Origin of the sequence: Streptomyces sp. NPDC007088, from assembly GCF_042869355.1 — a bacterium.
Lineage (GTDB): Bacteria > Actinomycetota > Actinomycetes > Streptomycetales > Streptomycetaceae > Streptomyces.
Map to the genome: position 1 here is coordinate 330,367 of NZ_JBIAFO010000006.1, position 16,198 is coordinate 346,564.

Here is a 16,198-nt window from a genome sequence, read left to right on the forward strand (position 1 = left end):
CGTCAGCGCAGCAACCGCGTGATCAGCGCGTCCCAGTCGACGCGGCCGGACTCCTCGCCGGGCGGCACGACCCGCTCGGTCCGGGCCAGCCAGTCGGCCAGTTCGGCGCGGTCGGCGCAGAAGACGGCGTCGGCCTCGGGCGGGCCGAGCCGCAGCAGGACGAGCCCGCCCCGGCCGGGACCGGGCACCGGCGCCAGCCGGACGTCCCCGAGACCGCACCGCGCCCGGGTGCCCGCGCGCAGCAGCTCCCGCGAGAGGACCCAGCGCACGGCGGGCCCGCCCGGGGGCACCAGGCGCAGCGTCACCTCGTACGGCCGGGTGGCGTCGTAGTCCAGGCGGGCCGGCAGCGGAATCCGCGGACCCGTGGGCTGGACCTGCCGGAAGACGGTCTCCAGGACGGTTCCGCGCCCCTCCCTGTCGCGCACCTCCGGGTGACTCGACGGCTCCGCCATACGGCTCTCCCTCCCGGCCGGGCACGCCCGGACTGTGATTCGCTGTCGAAAACTGAGTGCCCCCGCTCACGAGTCGAAACATGCGGACGCTCACGAGCCGGAGGCCGCCGCCGCGGCGGCGGAGCGAGAAACAGCCCGGGTGTCACCCGCGCGCAGCAGCCCGGAGGACCGGGACGCTTGAGTACCGCGCATCGGGGGTACCCCGGGCTCGTCGGCACCGGCCGCGAGCCGGTCGACCGCACCAGGCAGACCGAAGCGACCCTTCGTGAGCTCCCCCAGCCACCGAAAGGCCCGGAACCACTCATGCCAGCACAACCGCAGGACGGCAGTGGCGAGCAGCAGATCCCCGGCGTTCCCTCCACCGTGACGCCGAGCGTGGAGGAGCCCCGCGAGCCGCGCGGCCCCGAGCCGCTCAAGGCGGACCAGAGCGGACCGGCCACCGGCAGCCCCACCGGCGCCCCCACCGGAGCCCCGCCGGAGGCGGTCGCCCAGCAGGGCGCGTACCTCACCACGGCGCAGGGCGACCGCCTGTACGACACCGACCACTCGCTCAAGGCCGGGCCGCGCGGTCCCGTCCTGCTCCAGGACCACCACCTGCGCGAGAAGATCACCCACTTCGACCACGAGCGCATCCCGGAGCGCGTCGTGCACGCCCGGGGCGCGGCCGCCCACGGCGTCTTCCACGGGTACGGCACGGCCGCCGGGGTCACCAAGGCCGCCTTCCTCGCCGAAGGCGTGGAGACACCGGTGTTCGTGCGCTTCTCGACGGTGCTCGGCTCCCGGGGCTCCGCGGACTCGGTCCGGGACACCCGCGGTTTCGCCACGAAGTTCTACACCGAACAGGGCACCTTCGACCTCGTCGGCAACAACATCCCGGTGTTCTTCATCCAGGACGCCATCAAGTTCCCCGACGTGATCCACGCCGGGAAGCCGCATCCCGACCGGGAGATCCCGCAGGCCCAGAGCGCCCACGACACCTTCTGGGACTTCGTCAGCCTGCACACCGAGGCCACCCACCACACCCTGTGGAACATGTCCGACCGGGGCATCCCGCGCTCCTTCCGGATGATGGAGGGCTTCGGCGTCCACACCTTCCGGCTGGAGAACGCCGCCGGGGAGACGACGCTCGTCAAGTTCCACTGGAAGCCGAGGCTCGGCGTCCACTCCCTCGTGTGGGAGGAGGCGCAGCTCGCCTCGGGCGTCGACCCCGACTTCCACCGGCGCGACCTCGCCGACGCGATCGAGGCCGGCGCCTACCCGGAGTGGGAACTCGGGGTGCAGACCTTCCCCGACACCCCGGAGCAGACCTTCGAGGGCATCGACCTGCTCGACCCGACGAAGATCGTGCCGGAGGAACTGGCCCCCGTGCGGCCCGTCGGCCGGCTCGTGCTCAACCGGAACCCCACGAACTACTTCGCCGAGACCGAGCAGGTCGCCTTCCACCCCGGACACCTCGTCCCGGGCATCGACGTCACGGACGACCCGCTGCTCCAGGGACGGCTCTTCTCGTACCTGGACACCCAGATCAGCCGGCTGGGCGGCCCGAACTTCGCGCAGATCCCGGTCAACCGGACGCACGCCCCGGTCAACGACATGCTCCGCGACGGCATGCACCAGACCGCCGTGCACTCCGGCGTCGCCCCCTACCGGCCCAACTCGCTCGACGGCGGCTGCCCCTTCCTGGCCGGGGCCGACACCGGCGCGGACATCGAGGTGCCCGTCGAACTGCCCGCCTCCCGCAAGGAGCGCGCGGCCCCCGAGTCCTTCGACGACCACTTCAGCCAGCCCCGGATGTTCTGGCGCAGCATGACCGCGACGGAGCAGGAGCACATCATCGGCGCCTACAGCTTCGAGCTGGGCAAGTGCTACGAGCAGGCCGTCAAGGAACGCGCGCTGCGCACCCTCGCCAACATCGACGAGCGGCTGTGCGCCGAGGTGGCGGCGGGCCTGGGCCTGCCCGCCCCCGCGCCGACCGTCGCCCCCGGCGAGGTCACCGTCAGCCCCGCGCTCTCCCAGCTCGGGCGGGAATGGCCCACCGAAGGACGCACTGTCGCGATCGTCGTCGGCCCGGACGCCGATCCCGCGGCGGTGGGCCGGGTACGGGACGCCGTGTTCGCGGTGGACATGGTGCCCCTCGTCGTCGCCCCGGCGGGCGGCACGATCGGCTCGGGCGAGGAGGCGGTCACGGTGCAGCGCACCTTCGCCACCGCCCGCTCCGTCGAGTTCGACGCGGTGCTCCTCGCCGGAGCCCCGGCCCCCGCGCCCGACGCCCTCACCGCGCGCGACGCGAAAGCCGGCCCGGCGGGCCCGGGTGTCGACCCGCGCCTGGCACTGCTGACCGGCGAGGCGTACCGGCACGGCAAGGCGCTCGGCGGCTGGGCGGGCGCCGAGGCGGTGTTCTCGGCGGCCGGCGTCCCGCAGGACGCCCCCGGCGTCGTGCTCGCCGGGGACGGCGAGGAGGTGTTCGCGCGCATCGGCACGCTGCTGCGCACCCACCGTGTGTGGGAGAGGTTCGAGGGCACCAGCTGAGTGGTGGTCCACCGGGCGGGGGGAGACGGTCGCCGTCTCCCCCCTTCCCGTCGGCGCGGGACCACCGCGCCCCGCACGCGCGGCCGGACACGACCCCCACGGGCCCGGGACCGGCCGCACGACCCGCCCACTGGTTTCCCCACCGGTCTTCGGGAAGGAGAACCCCATGTCCGATCGCCCCGACCACCGCGGCGCCCCCGTACTGGAGGCGCTCGCCGAGTACCACGAACGCGGCCGCCTCTCCTTCACCCCGCCGGGCCACAAACAGGCCCGTGGCGCGGACCCGGAGGTACGGCGGGTCCTCGGTGACGCCGTCTTCCACGGTGACGTCCTGGCCTCGGGCGGGCTGGACGACCGGCGGACCCGCGGCCGGGTGCTGGAGCGCGCCGAGCACCTGATGGCGGACGCCGTGCACGCCGCGCACACCTTCTTCTCGACCTGCGGCAGTTCCCTGTCGGTCAAGGCCGCGATCCTGTCCGTGGCGGGGCCGCACGAGAAGCTGCTGATCGGCCGGGACGCGCACAAGGCGGTCGTCTCGGGCCTGATCATCTCCGGGGTGCGGCCCATCTGGGTCGAGCCCAACTGGGACGCCGGACGCCACCTCGCGCACCCGCCGTCCGCCGCCGCCTACGAGGCCGCCTTCGCCGCACACCCGGACGCCAAGGGCGCCCTGATCACGAGCCCCACGCCGTACGGCACCGCCGCCGACGTCCGGGCCGTGGCCGAGGTCTGTCACCAGCGGTCCAAGCCCCTGATCGTCGACGAGGCGTGGGGTGCCCACCTCCCCTTCCACCCCGACCTGCCGTCCTGGGCGATGGACGCCGGGGCGGACGTGTGCGTCACCAGCATCCACAAGATGGGCAGCGGCCTCGAACAGGGCTCGGTCTTCCACCTCGGCGGCGACCTGATCGACCCGGCGGTGCTCGCGTCCCGCGCCGACCTGCTCGGCACGACCAGCCCCTCGGTGCCGCTCTACGCCGGGATGGACGGCTGGCGGCGTCAGATGGTGCTGCACGGCCGTGAACTGCTGGGCGAGGCGCTGCGGCTGGCGGCCGGCGTCCGGGCCGCGATCGAGGAGATCGACGGGCTGCACGTCAACGACCGCGCCGACTTCTGCGGAAAGGGGCTGGGCCACGACCTGGACCCGCTGCCCGTGATCATCGACGTGAGCGGCCTCGGGACGACCGGCTACCGGGCGGCGGACTGGCTGCGCGAACACCACGGCATCGACAGCCACCTGGCCGACCACCGCAGGATCAGCAGCCAGCTCACGCACGCCGACGACGAGTCCACGACCCGTCCACTGCTCGCCGCGCTGCGCGCACTCTCCCGGGCGGCCGACACCCTGCGGCCCGCGCCCCGGGTCCACGTGCCACCGCCGGACCATCTACGGCTGGAACAGGTGATGCTGCCCCGGGACGCGTACTTCGGGCCGGTCGAGGACGTTCCGGTGGCCGAGGCCGCCGGCCGGGTGACCGCCGAGATGCTCACGCCCTACCCGCCCGGCATCCCCGCCGCCCTCCCCGGGGAACGCCTCACCTCCCCCCTGCTCGACTACCTCACCAGCGGTATCAGGGCCGGCATGAACCTGCCGGACGCGGTGGACACCGAACTGGGAACGGTGCGCGTGGCGATCGAGGAGTGACCACGACGCCGGGCCGTCCCTCCGGACGGTGGGCCCGCCCGGCACCGCGCCGCCGCATCCGGCAGCCCGTGGCGACGGCAGGAGCGGTGGCACGCCGTGGTGATATGTCCCCATGACGAGGTATGTGTCGCGCGTCGGGGGAGGGGTACCCGGGCCGGGCCCGGTCACCTCGGGCGTGGCGCCCCACCAGCGCACTCGCGGCGGGAGTGCCCGTCCCGGCGCGCTCCCGACCGACGCCCACCACCGAGAGGACCCGCCATGTCGATGAAGGTCTCCGACTACGTACTCCAGCGGCTGCGCGAGTGGGAGGTAGAGCACGTCTTCTCCTACGCGGGCGACGGCATCAACGGCCTGCTCGCCGCCTGGGGGCGCGCCGACAACCAGCCCAAGTTCGTCCAGGCCCGGCACGAGGAGATGGCCGCGTTCGAGGCCGTCGGCTACGCCAAGTTCTCCGGCAAGGTCGGCGTGTGCGCCGCCACCTCCGGGCCCGGCGCCATCCACCTCCTCAACGGCCTCTACGACGCCAAGCTCGACCACGTGCCGGTCGTCGCGATCGTCGGCCAGACCAACCGCAGCGCGATGGGCGGCTCCTACCAGCAGGAGGTCGACCTCCTGAGCCTCTACAAGGACGTCGCCTCCGACTACTGCGAGATGGTGACCGTCCCCGAGCAACTCCCCAACGTCATCGACCGAGCGATCCGCACCGCCTACGGGCGACGTACCGTCACCGCCGTCATCATCCCGGCCGACGTGCAGGAACTGGAGTACACCCCGCCCGGCCACGCCTTCAAGATGGTGCCCTCCAGCCTGGGCGCGTCACACTCCACCGCCGTCCCGGCCGAAGAGGACCTGCGGCGCGCCGCCGAGGTCCTGAACGCCGGGGAGAAGGTGGCCGTCCTCGTCGGGCAGGGCGCCCGCGGGGCCCGCGCCCAGGTCGAGCGGATCGCCGAGGTCCTCGGCGCGGGCGTCGCCAAGGCGCTGCTCGGCAAGGACGTCCTCTCCGACGAACTGCCGTACGTCACCGGGGCCATCGGCCTGCTCGGCACCCGCCCGAGCTGGGAGCTGATGCAGGGATGCGACACCCTGCTGGTGATCGGCTCCAACCTGCCGTACTCCCAGTTCCTGCCGGAGTACGGGCAGGCCCGAGCGGTCCAGATCGACATCGACCCGACGATGATCGGCCTGCGCTACCCCTTCGAGGTCAACCTCGTGGGCGACGCCACCGCCACCCTCGACCGGCTGCTGCCGCTGCTGACACCGAAGAAGCACGGCGCCTGGCGCGAAAGCGTCGAGTCGGACACCAGGCGGTGGTGGGAGGTCATGCGAGGGCGGGCCGCGCTGGAGGCCGACCCGGTCAACCCCGAGTACGTGGTCCACGCCCTGGACGCGCTCCTGCCCGACGACGCGATCCTCGCGGCCGACTCGGGCTCGGCCGCCAACTGGTACGCCCGGCACCTGCGGATGCGCGGATCGATGCGGGGCTCCCTGTCGGGGACGCTGGCCACCATGGGCCCCGGGGTGCCGTACGTGATCGGCGCGAAGTTCGCGCACCCGGACCGCCCCGCCATCGCGATCGTCGGGGACGGGGCCATGCAGATGAACGGCCTCGCCGAGATGATCACGGCGAGCAAGTACTACCCCGAGTGGAGCGATCCGCGGCTGATCGTCGCGGTCCTCAACAACCAGGACCTCAATCAGGTCACCTGGGAGATGCGCTCCATGTCCGGCGCCCCCCAGTTCCTGGAGTCCCAGCACCTGCCCGACGTGCGCTACGCCGACTTCGCCCGCTCCCTCGGTCTCGGCGGCCTCCGCGTGGAGTCCCCCGACGGGGTCGAGGACGCCTGGCGGCAGGCGCTCGCGGCGGACCGGCCCTTCCTCCTGGAGTTCGTCACCGACCCCGACGTACCGCCGATCCCGCCGCACGCCACCTGGGAACAGGCTCAGGCGACGGCCAAGGCCCTGCTGAAGGGCGACTCCGCCGCCGCGGGCGTCGTCAAACAGGGCGTCAAGGCGAAGATCCAGGACATCCTGCCCGGCGGTAAACGCGGGCAGGACGAGGACGGGAGCTGAAGGCCGCGCGTCAAGGGGTGGATGCCGGCGTCGCCGCGCCCCGACACGGCTCTGAGGTTCTGAGGTGGAGGACGGGAACAGGTGACAGTGAGGGAAGAGGCGACGGCCGCCGCGGACCGGGTGCGCTGGGAGGCGGCGGCCGTGGGGCGCACCGCGCGCAACGCCGTCCGGTACTCGGGCCCCGAGCGCGACACCATGGTGCAGTCGCTGAAGGCGGCCGGGGCCGCGATCGCCGCCTGGGCGCTGGTCGGCTGGTGGCTCAGGGCGCCCCAGGCCCTGCTCGCCCCGTGGACCGCGCTCGCCCTGGTCGACGCGACGGTCTACCGCTCGCTGCGCTCCGGTCTCCAGCAGTACGCCGTCATCCTGGTGGGCACGCTGGCGGCGGCGGCCGCGCTGTCCCTCACGGGAGAGAACACGCTCGGGTCCATGGCCCTCGTCCTTCCACCGCTGGTCCTGATCGGTACCTACCGCCGCCTGGGCACCCAGGGGATCTACGGGGCGACGACCGCCCTGTTCGTGATCACCTACAGTTCGAACGACTCCTCGCAGATCGGCAACCGGCTCCTGGAGACCGCGGTCGGCGCGGCCATCGGCATCGCCGTCAACGCGCTGATCCTGCCGCCCGTGCACCTGCGCAGCGTGCGCGACCAGCTCCAGCGGCTGCCCCGGGAGAGCGCCGACCTCCTGCACGCCATCGCCGAGGGCTCCCGGGAGGGCTGGTCACCGGCCGACGCGCAGGGCTGGCACGACCGGGCCCGCAGACTGGAGACGATCCTCTCGGCCGTCAAGGAGGCCCGCAGCCGCAGCGCCGAGAGCACCCGCCTCAACCCGGCCCGCAAACTGCGCCGCCTCGAAACGCTCCAGCCACCACCGGCCGCCGACGACCGGTGGAGCTCCGTCGCCGACCACCTGCGCGCGATCACCCGCACCCTGGGGGCCGTGGCGGGGGAGGACAGCCCCCTCACCCCGCCCGGGGAGGCGTTCTTCACCTGCTACGCCGACCTGGCCGACGGACTCGCGGACCTGTGCGCCGTCGAGGCAAGGGAGTTGGGTGACCCGGGGACGTCCGGCGAGGACGCCGGCCAGGGGGAGGAGACACGCGAGGAGGCCGCCCGGCGGGCGAGAGAGGCGTACAGGGAGGTGGCCGAGTCCTTCCGCGGCCAGGCCGGCACGGCCGCCGCGGTGGGCGGCGGCCTCCTCGTCGAGACCAGGCAACTGCTCAGCACCCTCGCGGGCTTGGAGCAGGAAGAGCAGGAAGGGCAGGGAGAAGCGGAATAGGTCCTCGGTTCACGTCCAGGAGCGGCGGCGCGGCCGACGGGGGCCACGGCCCGCAGAGCGCGGAGGGCGGCGCGATACGGTAGGTCCGGGCGTCCGGGAAGGCCGGAACTGGACCACGCCGAAGGGTACTTGACACCTTGATAAGCATTGAAGCGGTGACAAAGCGGTATGCCGACGGCGCGGTCGCTGTGGACCGGTTGTCCATGGAGATACCCGACGGCTCGATCACCGTCCTCGTAGGGCCTTCGGGCTGTGGCAAGACGACGACGCTGCGGATGATCAACCGCATGATCGAGCCGAGCGAGGGGCGCGTCCTGCTCGACGGGCAGGACATCCGCCAGCAGCCGGTGAACGCGCTGCGCCGTTCGATGGGTTACGTCATCCAGAACGCCGGCCTCTTCCAGCACCGCAGTGTCCTGGACAACATCGCGACCGTGCCGCGCATGCTCGGCTGGGGCAAGGAACGCGCGCGCGAGCGGGCGGTGGAGCTGATGGGCCGGGTCGGGCTCGACCCCGCCATGGCCAAGCGCTACCCCTACCAGCTCTCCGGCGGCCAGCAGCAGCGGGTGGGAGTGGCCAGGGCTCTCGCGGCAGACCCGCCGGTACTGCTGATGGACGAGCCGTTCTCTGCGGTCGACCCCGTGGTCCGCAAAGGACTTCAGGAAGAACTGCTGCGCATACAGTCGGAGTTGGGCAAGACGATCGTCTTCGTCACCCACGACATCGACGAGGCCATCAAGATCGGCGACCGTATCGCCGTGATGCGCACCGGCGGGAAGATCGCCCAGCTCGCGCCCCCCGGTGAACTGCTCTCCGCGCCCGCCGACGCCTTCGTCGAGGACTTCCTCGGCAGCGACCGGGGCGTGCGGCGGCTGTCCTTCTTCAGCTCGACGGGACTGGAACTGGCACCGGCCCCCACGGTGGTCCAGGGCGCCGCGGCCTCCGCCCGGACGGCGGCCGGGGACCCGGGCGAGAAAGCGGCCGGGCGCGCCGCCGTCCCGTACCTGCTGGTCACCGACGCGGCGGGCAGACCGCTCGGCTGGAGCGACCCGGCGGCCCCGGAGTCCGGCCCCGGGGGGCTGATCCCGTGCGGCAGGCCCTTCTCGGTCCACCGGGACTCGCTACGGGCGGCGCTGGACGGCGCGGTGCTGTCCCCGACCGGCTGGGCCGTCGCCGTGGACACGGCGGGCCGCGCCGTCGGCGTCGCCTCGCAGGAGATGATCGCCGCGGCGATCCGCACCGCGCACGCCCGGCACCAGGACCCGGCGTCCCCGTCCGGCCGGCCAGTGGCGGCCGGCCGATGAGCGGTTTCTTCGATGTGCCGAGCGACCTCCAGCACAGCTACGCGGGCCTCGTGGCCTGGCACCTGGAGGAGGCGCTGATCCCGGTGGCCGTCGGCCTGGTGCTCGCGCTGCTGGTCGGCCAGTTGTGCGTGCGCTACTCCTGGGTCTACCCGCCGGTGCTGTGGGGCACCACGATCTTCTACGCGATCCCGTCACTGGCCATCTTCGTCATCCTGATCGACTACACGGGCCAGAGCCAGATCACCGTGATGATCCCGCTGACCCTCTACAGCCTCGTGGTCCTCGTCCCCGCCATCGTCGACGGCGTCCGCGCGGTGCCCGAGGAGACGCAGGCGGCGGCCACGGCCATGGGCTTCGGCCCGTGGCGCCGCTACCTGCGGGTGGAACTGCCCATCGCCGTCCCGGCGATCTTCGCGGGGCTGCGCGGCGCCACCGTCGCGAGTATCAGCCTGGTCAGCGTGGGGGCGCTGATCGGCAACCAGGGGGCGCTGGGCAACCTGCTGGCCGACGCGATGTTCTACCACCGGCCCATGCTGGCCGTCAGCTCCGTGGTCACCACGGCCGTGCTGGCGATCGCCGCCGACCTCCTGCTGCTCCTGCTGCGGAACGTACTGACCCCGTGGCTGCCGCGCGGCAGGGCCACGGCCCCCGAGACGTCGGCGGACGCCCGGTCCGCGCTGGAGAGTGCCCGGTGAACATCGTCCACTTCGTCACCTCGTTCTTCGGCGACGGCGCCCACTGGCACGGCTACGACGGAGTGCCGCGCCGGGTGTGGGAGCACATCGACTACTCGCTGATCGCGCTGGGCATCGCCGCCGGGATCGGGCTGCCGGTCGGTCTGGTCACCGGCCACACCGGCCGGGGCGGCAACGTGCTGGCGGTCATCGCCGTCGCCGCGCGGGCGCTGCCCAGTTTCGGCCTGCTGGTGCTGATGTTCGTCGCGATCGGCATCGGGCTGACCCCCGTGATGATCCCGCTCGTGGTGCTCGCGATCCCGCCGATCCTGGTGACCACGTACGAGGCCGTGCGCAGCGTCGACCCGGCGCCCGTCGACGCGGCGCGCGGCATGGGCATGCACCCGGCGCACGTGCTGTTGCGGGTCGAGCTGCCGGCGGCGCTGCCGCTCGTGCTCAGCGGTCTGCGCTCCGCGGCGATCCAGATCATCTCGACGGCGACCATCGCCGCGTACGTGAGCCTCGGCGGGCTCGGCCGGTTCATCGTGGACGGCCTGTACCAGCGCGACTACGAGAAGGTCGTGGGCGGGGCCACGCTCGTCGCCCTCCTCGCGCTCCTGGCCCTGGCCGTCTTCTGGCTGGCCGGCCGGCTGGCCGTCTCCCCGGGCGTCCGCCGCCGCTGACGTTCACGGCGGAACCCCTCTTGTCCGTCGGGCACCACCCGGAGCCCCGGGTGGTGCCCGACGGACAAGAGGCCCCGGCCCGGCGTACGGGACGTGCCCACTCCGCCGTACGAGAGGTACCCGGCGGGCCGTACGGGAGGTGCCCGGCCGGCCGCTACGCGCCGTTCTCGGGGCCGGACCGGCGGCCGGGCGCCGTCGCACCGGCCAGCGCGACCTTCAGGACCGTCAGCAGCGCGTCGCGCACCGAACCGCGCTCCCGGGCGTCGAAGGCGAACAGCGGCACCCGGGTCTCGACATCGAGTGCCCAGCGCACCTCGTCCAGCGAGTGGCTGGTCCTCCCGTCGAAGCTGTTCACCCCGATGGCGAACGGGATGCCCCGCGCCTCGAAGTAGTCGACGGCCACGTAGCAGTCGTCCAGTCTGCGGGTGTCGACGATCACCAGCGCGCCCAGCGCGCCCTCCACGAGGTCGTCCCACATGAACTTGAAGCGGTCCTGGCCCGGCGTGCCGAACAGGTACAGCTTCAGCGTCGGGTCGATGGTGATGCAGCCGAAGTCCATGGCGACCGTGGTGGTCGTCTTCCGCGGCGTGTGGGCGAGATCGTCCACACCGGCGGAGACGGAGGTGATCGACGCCTCGGTGGTGAGCGGCCTGATCTCGGAGATCGAGGCGACCGTGGTCGTCTTGCCCACCCCGAAGCCGCCCGCGATCACCATCTTCACGGGCAGCGGCGGCTGGACGGCCGGCCGGGCGGCGCCGGCCTCGGCGCCCGAGGGGTCATGCCTCGGGGGAGTCGGGGATGGCGAGTAGCCCATCGATAACCCTTTGCAGAATCGAGGGGTCCCGGGCGGTTCCGGTACCCGGCTCGTACACGGCCAGATGTCCTTTGACCCGGAGGTCTTCGGCCAGAACGCGGACCACGTTGAGGTGGAGACGGAGATGGGCCGCGATCTCGGCGAGGGACTGCGGCTGCCGGCAGACGGAGACGATGGCCAGCGGTTCGAAGGAGAGGGTGTCGAGCACGGCGAGGGCCCGCGCCGTGGCCACCACCTGGGTCTCGACGGGCAGCGCGCTGCTCGCGTCGGCCACCCTGCCCGCTGTCAGCAGGAAGGGGCGGATCGCCGGGGCGCGGGTGACCGGGCCGGGCCGCGGTTCCCCGGTCTCGTCGGCTGCGGGTTCACCGGCCGGCATGGCGGTACGTCCTCCTCGCTCCCTGGTTTTCTTCGCCGGCTCATCTTGCCGGCGCCGAGGTGACCTGCTTCTGGAGCTCGACGATCAGCTCCGGGCTGATCACCGCTCCGGCCCGCTCGGTGAAGAGCGTCATCTCGTAGGCGACATCGGCCAGTTTGGCCTCCGTGGAGGCGACGACGCCGAGCACCGCGCCGCTGCCGAGCGCCGTCACCAGCAGCCGCCCGCCCTGGTAGTCCATGATGATCCGGCCCAGATCGCCGAGCCCGTAGTTGGCGCTGGCCCCGGCGGCGAGGCTGAGCATGCCCGAGATCACCGCCCCCAGGCGCTCCGAGTCGTCCTGCCCGTCCGGCCGGGACACGGCGATGAGCAGACCGTCGGAGGAGACGGCGATGGCGTCCACGACGCCCGCCGATTCGGTGGCGAAGCGTTCGAGGAGCCAGGTGAACCTCGCCGCGGATTCACCGAGCCCGTCGGCTGTCGCCGGGTTCGTGGTGAGGTCGTCCGTCATTGCCAGATCCTTCCGGAGTGTGCGGTGCCCGAGGCACCGGGACTGTCGTTTCGCGGGTGGAGTCCGCTCGTGCCCGCTCCGTCGCGGCCTCAAGGTCCTCCAGTTCGCTGCGCACCCGCGCGGGGTCGACCGGGCCACGCCGCTCCAGGGAGGCGCCGGCCGGCCGGTCCGCGGCCGGGGTCAGGGTCGCCCCGCGCACCCGGCGGCGCAGGGGCCGGGGACCGTCGCCGGGGCCCCGGTCGCTCCGTGCCTCCTCGGGGTGGGCCGGATCGCGCCGGGCCTGGTCGTGCCGCGGCTGGTCCCCGGACCCCCGGGGAGCCGGGGCGGGGACGGGGGCCGCGGGGGCGTTCACGTCCTGAGCGGTCTCCGGGCGGGCGGACCGCTCCGCGCCGCGGCGTGAGACGCGCTTGGGCAGGCCGCTCTCGTGCGGGGTCGCGGCCACCAGGGCCGGCCGGGGGAGCCCGGAAGGGCCCGCGGGCGGCGTGGGGGCGGGAGGCGGGCCGGCCGGCGCGGGTACGACCTCGGCGGGCAGGAGCAGTTCGGCGGGGATCGTGACGGTACTGGTGAGGCCCTCGCCCGGAGTGCGGGTGAGGACGACCCCGATGCCGAAACGCCGGGCGATACGCCCCACGACGAACAGACCGAGCACGTTGGTCGGCGCGAGGTCCAGCCGTTCCCGGCTGAGCAACCGGGCGTTCTCCTCGACGAGCTGGTCGGCCGGGATGCCGAGGCCGTGGTCGATGATCTCGATCACGGCGCCCTCGGCCGGCAGCCGCACCTGCACGGCGACGTCGACCGTGGTGTGCGCGGGCGAGAAGTACACGCCGTTCTGGAGGAGTTCGGCCAGCATCAGCGTCAGGTCGCCGACGGCGGCCGGCGCGACCGCCACCTCGGCCGAGGGACGCAGGGTGACCCGCTCGTACCCCTCGATGGTGCTCTGCGCCGCCCGCAGTACGTCGGCCAGGCTGGTGGGCCCCTGCGCGTCGATGTCCGCCGCCGACCCGCGCCTGCTCGCGATCACCTGGAGGCTCTCGGCGTTGCGGCGCAGCCGGGTGGCGATGTTGTCGATCTGGTAGAGCGGGCGCAGGAGTTCGGGGGAGGTCTGCGATTTCTCCAGCCCCTCGATCAGGTCGAGCTGACGGGAGACCAGATTGCTGACCCGGTGGCCGATGTTGCCGAACATCTTCTCCACGTTGCCCCGCACGACGATCTGCCGCTCCAGCAGGGCCGAGGCGGCGGACTGCACCTGATTGAACGTCTCGGCCAGCGTGCCGATCTCGTCGCGTACGGGGACGGGGATCTCCCGCAGGCTCGGCGGCCGGGTCTCGGCCGACTCGTCGTCGGCGACCCGGGCCAACTCCCGGCCGGTGGCGTCGGCCACCTGCTGGGCCGCCGCGGTCAGCACCCGGACGGGGCGGGCGACCGAGCGGCGGACCAGGAAGGAGAAGAGCAGCCACAGGGCGAGAGCCAGCACGGCCGCCGCCAGCAGCAGCAGGGCGCGCCGCCACGCGTTGCCGGAGGCCTCGTCCGCCTGGGCCGCGATCCGGTCGATCAGGGTGTGGGTGATCCGCAGCCGGTCCTCGGCCTGCCGCGCGAACTGCGGTTCCGCCTTCAGCGCCGCGTCGATCGAGGCCCGCAGTTGCTGTGTGCTGCCGGACTGGAGCGCACTGGGGTCCACCCGCAGGGCGTTGTACCGGTCCTCGATGGTCCGTTGCTGGGAACTGCGCTCGATACCGTCGACCTGGGCGCCCTCGCCCTGCGAGGACAGCGACTTGAAGAGCGCGGACCGGTCCTCGAACCTGCGGTGGTCCCCGACCGCGCGCAGGAACTCGTTGAGCGCGTTGGCGTCCCCGCTCTGCGCGCCGAACACGGCCGTCTCGAAGGCCGCGTGGGCGGCGTCGGCGCCGAGCAGCGCCTCCAGTCTGCTGCCCGCCGAGCCGTGCGCCGAGTTGCCGGAACCGGTGAGCCCGAGACCCTCGATCAGCTGGTCGCCCAGGGCGATGTAGGTGGGGTCGATGTTGTCGGCCGGCAGGAACTGGGCGCCGATCATCCGCCGCAGATCACTGAGGCCGCCGACCATGTCGACGGCGTCGGCCTCGGCGGCCGGCAGGCGGGAGCCGAACGAAGCCCGCACCCGGCGTACTTGGGCGTCGGTACGGCGCTGCGCCGCCACATAGGCACGGTCCGACGGTTTTCCGGCTCCGCCCGTCTGGGCCGCCTGGTGGCGCACCGAGAGCAGCAGGGCCTGGCGGTGCTCGCTCTGCAGGTCGTCGATGAGGGTCGCGACGCTCTCGCTGTCGCGCACGAGCGTGGCGGTGTCGGCCGCGTCACGCGCCTGCGTCAGCTCGTCGCCGACGACGTAGGCGAGCATCGCGGCGATGACCACGACCGGTACCAGGACGAGGAGATGGAGCTTGCGGCCGAAGGGCCACCGCTCCAGCAGCGTGCCGATCCGGCGGCCCGCCCTGCGCGGTGAGGTCGACTGCCGACCGGAAGCTCCCCCTTCGTGCGAGGACACCTGGCCTCCTTGGCTGGGATACGAGCGGTGTAACACCTGAGAAATACGGGGCTGTTGGGGCCGATGCGCACACCGACAACGAGGGGGACCCTACCGTGGCCGACCGATGGTGTTCGGCCAACCCCCGATAGAAATGGATCAGTTAACGACCAAAATGAAGGCATACCTCGCATGTCCTGGCACGTTCGGTCGCGATTCGAAGCCAATCGGTGATCAGGCGGCTCTTGACGATGCGCGCGGGAGATCGCTTGGATCGTGAGCAGCGGCCTCCGAGCGCCGCGCGGCGGGGCGGAGAGCAGCACCGTCCCGGGCTCAATCGCTCTACGCGCTAGGCCCGTTCGCCACCTCTCCATCATCGCTGAGACACCAGGATCGGGAAAAGTGACTGATACCGCGAACAGGTTCCGGCGCCGCACCGTCGTCGTCGCCCTAGCCTCCATCACGGCCGGTGGACTGCTGGTGGGATGTGGCTCCTCCGACGACTCGGGAAGCGACCCGCTCAAGCCCGCCGCCGCCGGCAAGGGCGAAGTCGTCATGGGCTCCAACAACTTCCCCGAGAGCATCCTGCTCGCCGACATCTACGGCGAGGCGCTCAAGGCCAAGGGGATCGACGTCACGTACAAGCACAACATCGGCAGCCGCGAGACCACCTACGGCATGCTCAAGAACGGCTCGGTGACGGCCATCCCGGAGTACAACGGCGCGCTCCTGGCCTATCTCGACTCCAAGGCCGTCCCCACCTCGGTGGAGGAGACCAACAAGGAGATCGCCGCCAAGCTGCCCGCGACGCTGGCCATCCTCAAGTCGTCCACCGCCGAGAACAAGGACGCCGTGGCGGTCAACGCGGAGACGGCGAAGAAGTACAAGCTCACCACCGACTCCGGAATCGAGGACCTGGCCGGCATCGCCCCGCAGCTGGTCATCGGCGGCTCCCCGGAGTTCCAGTCCAGGCACCAGGGGCTGTCCGGCCTCAAGTCGGTCTACAACCTGAGCTTCAAGTCCTTCAAGGGCCTGGACGCCGGCGGCGCGCTGACCGTCGCCGCCCTGAAGAAGAACAACATCCAGGCCGCCGACGTCTTCACCACGGACCCCTCGATCCAGAAGGAGAAGTTCGTCGTCCTGAAGGACACCAAGAGGCTCTTCTCCTTCGAGAACGTGACTCCGCTGATCCGCAAGGACAAGCTGCCGAAGAAGGGACAGGACGTCCTCGACGCCGTGTCGGCCAAGCTCAGCACCGGCGAACTGCGCGAGCTCGACGCCAAGGTGCAGTACGAGCACGAGGACGCGCTCGCCGTCGCGCGCGGCTGGCTCAAGGCCAAGGGCCTCAGCTGACCTAGAGCGTCGACC

General features: G+C 72.3%; 13 protein-coding genes. 8 read left to right on the top strand and 5 right to left on the bottom strand.

Going from position 1 to position 16,198, the window contains the following annotated elements; genetic code table 11:
- Positions 1-2: 2 nt before the first annotated feature.
- Positions 3-452 carry an SsgA family sporulation/cell division regulator gene (locus tag ACFYMP_RS12805; RefSeq protein WP_388855070.1) on the bottom strand — a complete coding sequence of 150 codons (450 nt, stop codon included), beginning with the start codon at positions 450-452 and terminating at the stop codon, positions 3-5.
- Between the two features lie 303 nt (positions 453-755).
- Here ACFYMP_RS12805 and ACFYMP_RS12810 point away from each other — a divergent pair, with 303 nt between their 5' ends.
- From ACFYMP_RS12810 to ACFYMP_RS12840, 7 genes are all read left to right on the top strand, one after another.
- Complete coding sequence (locus ACFYMP_RS12810) at positions 756-2,981, top strand: catalase (RefSeq protein ID WP_388855074.1); 2,226 nt, start codon at positions 756-758, stop codon at positions 2,979-2,981.
- Between the two features lie 166 nt (positions 2,982-3,147).
- Positions 3,148-4,626 (top strand): aminotransferase class I/II-fold pyridoxal phosphate-dependent enzyme, encoded by a 1,479-nt coding sequence (locus ACFYMP_RS12815; protein ID WP_388855077.1) that lies wholly within the window; start codon positions 3,148-3,150, stop codon positions 4,624-4,626.
- A gap of 258 nt (positions 4,627-4,884) precedes the next feature.
- Positions 4,885-6,696: a thiamine pyrophosphate-requiring protein gene (locus tag ACFYMP_RS12820; RefSeq protein WP_388855080.1), complete on the top strand. Its 1,812-nt coding sequence runs from the start codon at positions 4,885-4,887 to the stop codon at positions 6,694-6,696.
- An 81-nt stretch (positions 6,697-6,777) separates the two neighbouring features.
- Positions 6,778-7,974 (top strand): aromatic acid exporter family protein, encoded by a 1,197-nt coding sequence (locus ACFYMP_RS12825; protein WP_388855083.1) that lies wholly within the window; start codon positions 6,778-6,780, stop codon positions 7,972-7,974.
- A gap of 137 nt (positions 7,975-8,111) precedes the next feature.
- Positions 8,112-9,278, top strand: a complete 1,167-nt coding sequence (locus tag ACFYMP_RS12830) for an ABC transporter ATP-binding protein (protein ID WP_388855086.1) — start codon at positions 8,112-8,114, stop codon at positions 9,276-9,278.
- A complete protein-coding gene (locus ACFYMP_RS12835) occupies positions 9,275-9,973 on the top strand; it encodes an ABC transporter permease (RefSeq protein ID WP_388855089.1) in 699 nt (232 codons plus the stop codon). Before ACFYMP_RS12830 ends, ACFYMP_RS12835 begins: the two co-directional genes overlap by 4 nt.
- A complete protein-coding gene (locus ACFYMP_RS12840; protein ID WP_388855092.1) occupies positions 9,970-10,635 on the top strand; it encodes an ABC transporter permease in 666 nt (221 codons plus the stop codon). The genes ACFYMP_RS12835 and ACFYMP_RS12840 overlap by 4 nt, the downstream gene beginning before the upstream one ends.
- 154 nt (positions 10,636-10,789) lie before the next feature.
- Here ACFYMP_RS12840 and ACFYMP_RS12845 read toward each other — a convergent pair whose 3' ends face one another.
- The 4 genes from ACFYMP_RS12845 to ACFYMP_RS12860 are packed head-to-tail and all read right to left on the bottom strand — an operon-like array spanning position 10,790 to position 14,851.
- Positions 10,790-11,449: an ATP/GTP-binding protein gene (locus ACFYMP_RS12845; protein ID WP_388855095.1), complete on the bottom strand. Its 660-nt coding sequence runs from the start codon at positions 11,447-11,449 to the stop codon at positions 10,790-10,792.
- On the bottom strand, positions 11,412-11,825 hold the full coding sequence (locus ACFYMP_RS12850; protein WP_388855098.1) for a DUF742 domain-containing protein: 414 nt from the start codon (positions 11,823-11,825) through the stop codon (positions 11,412-11,414). Before ACFYMP_RS12850 ends, ACFYMP_RS12845 begins: the two co-directional genes overlap by 38 nt.
- 40 nt (positions 11,826-11,865) lie before the next feature.
- The gene (locus ACFYMP_RS12855) at positions 11,866-12,333 is read right to left on the bottom strand and encodes a roadblock/LC7 domain-containing protein (RefSeq protein WP_388855100.1); all 468 of its coding nucleotides are present in this window, start codon (positions 12,331-12,333) and stop codon (positions 11,866-11,868) included.
- On the bottom strand, positions 12,284-14,851 hold the full coding sequence (locus ACFYMP_RS12860) for an ATP-binding protein (protein WP_388855103.1): 2,568 nt from the start codon (positions 14,849-14,851) through the stop codon (positions 12,284-12,286). The genes ACFYMP_RS12855 and ACFYMP_RS12860 overlap by 50 nt, the downstream gene beginning before the upstream one ends.
- A 381-nt stretch (positions 14,852-15,232) precedes the next feature.
- Here ACFYMP_RS12860 and ACFYMP_RS12865 point away from each other — a divergent pair, with 381 nt between their 5' ends.
- A complete protein-coding gene (locus tag ACFYMP_RS12865) occupies positions 15,233-16,183 on the top strand; it encodes a glycine betaine ABC transporter substrate-binding protein (RefSeq protein ID WP_388855106.1) in 951 nt (316 codons plus the stop codon).
- Positions 16,184-16,198: the final 15 nt, after the last annotated feature.

What these genes read in the sequence shown, in the direction of transcription:
- ACFYMP_RS12805 (WP_388855070.1), bottom strand. Translation starts at nt 452, where the DNA reads ATGGCGGAGCCGTCGAGTCACCCGGAGGTGCGCGACAGGGAGGGGCGC.
- ACFYMP_RS12810 (WP_388855074.1), top strand. Translation starts at nt 756, where the DNA reads ATGCCAGCACAACCGCAGGACGGCAGTGGCGAGCAGCAGATCCCCGGC.
- ACFYMP_RS12815 (WP_388855077.1), top strand. Translation starts at nt 3,148, where the DNA reads ATGTCCGATCGCCCCGACCACCGCGGCGCCCCCGTACTGGAGGCGCTC.
- ACFYMP_RS12820 (WP_388855080.1), top strand. Translation starts at nt 4,885, where the DNA reads ATGTCGATGAAGGTCTCCGACTACGTACTCCAGCGGCTGCGCGAGTGG.
- ACFYMP_RS12835 (WP_388855089.1), top strand. Translation starts at nt 9,275, where the DNA reads ATGAGCGGTTTCTTCGATGTGCCGAGCGACCTCCAGCACAGCTACGCG.
- ACFYMP_RS12845 (WP_388855095.1), bottom strand. Translation starts at nt 11,449, where the DNA reads ATGGGCTACTCGCCATCCCCGACTCCCCCGAGGCATGACCCCTCGGGC.
- ACFYMP_RS12850 (WP_388855098.1), bottom strand. Translation starts at nt 11,825, where the DNA reads ATGCCGGCCGGTGAACCCGCAGCCGACGAGACCGGGGAACCGCGGCCC.
- ACFYMP_RS12855 (WP_388855100.1), bottom strand. Translation starts at nt 12,333, where the DNA reads ATGACGGACGACCTCACCACGAACCCGGCGACAGCCGACGGGCTCGGT.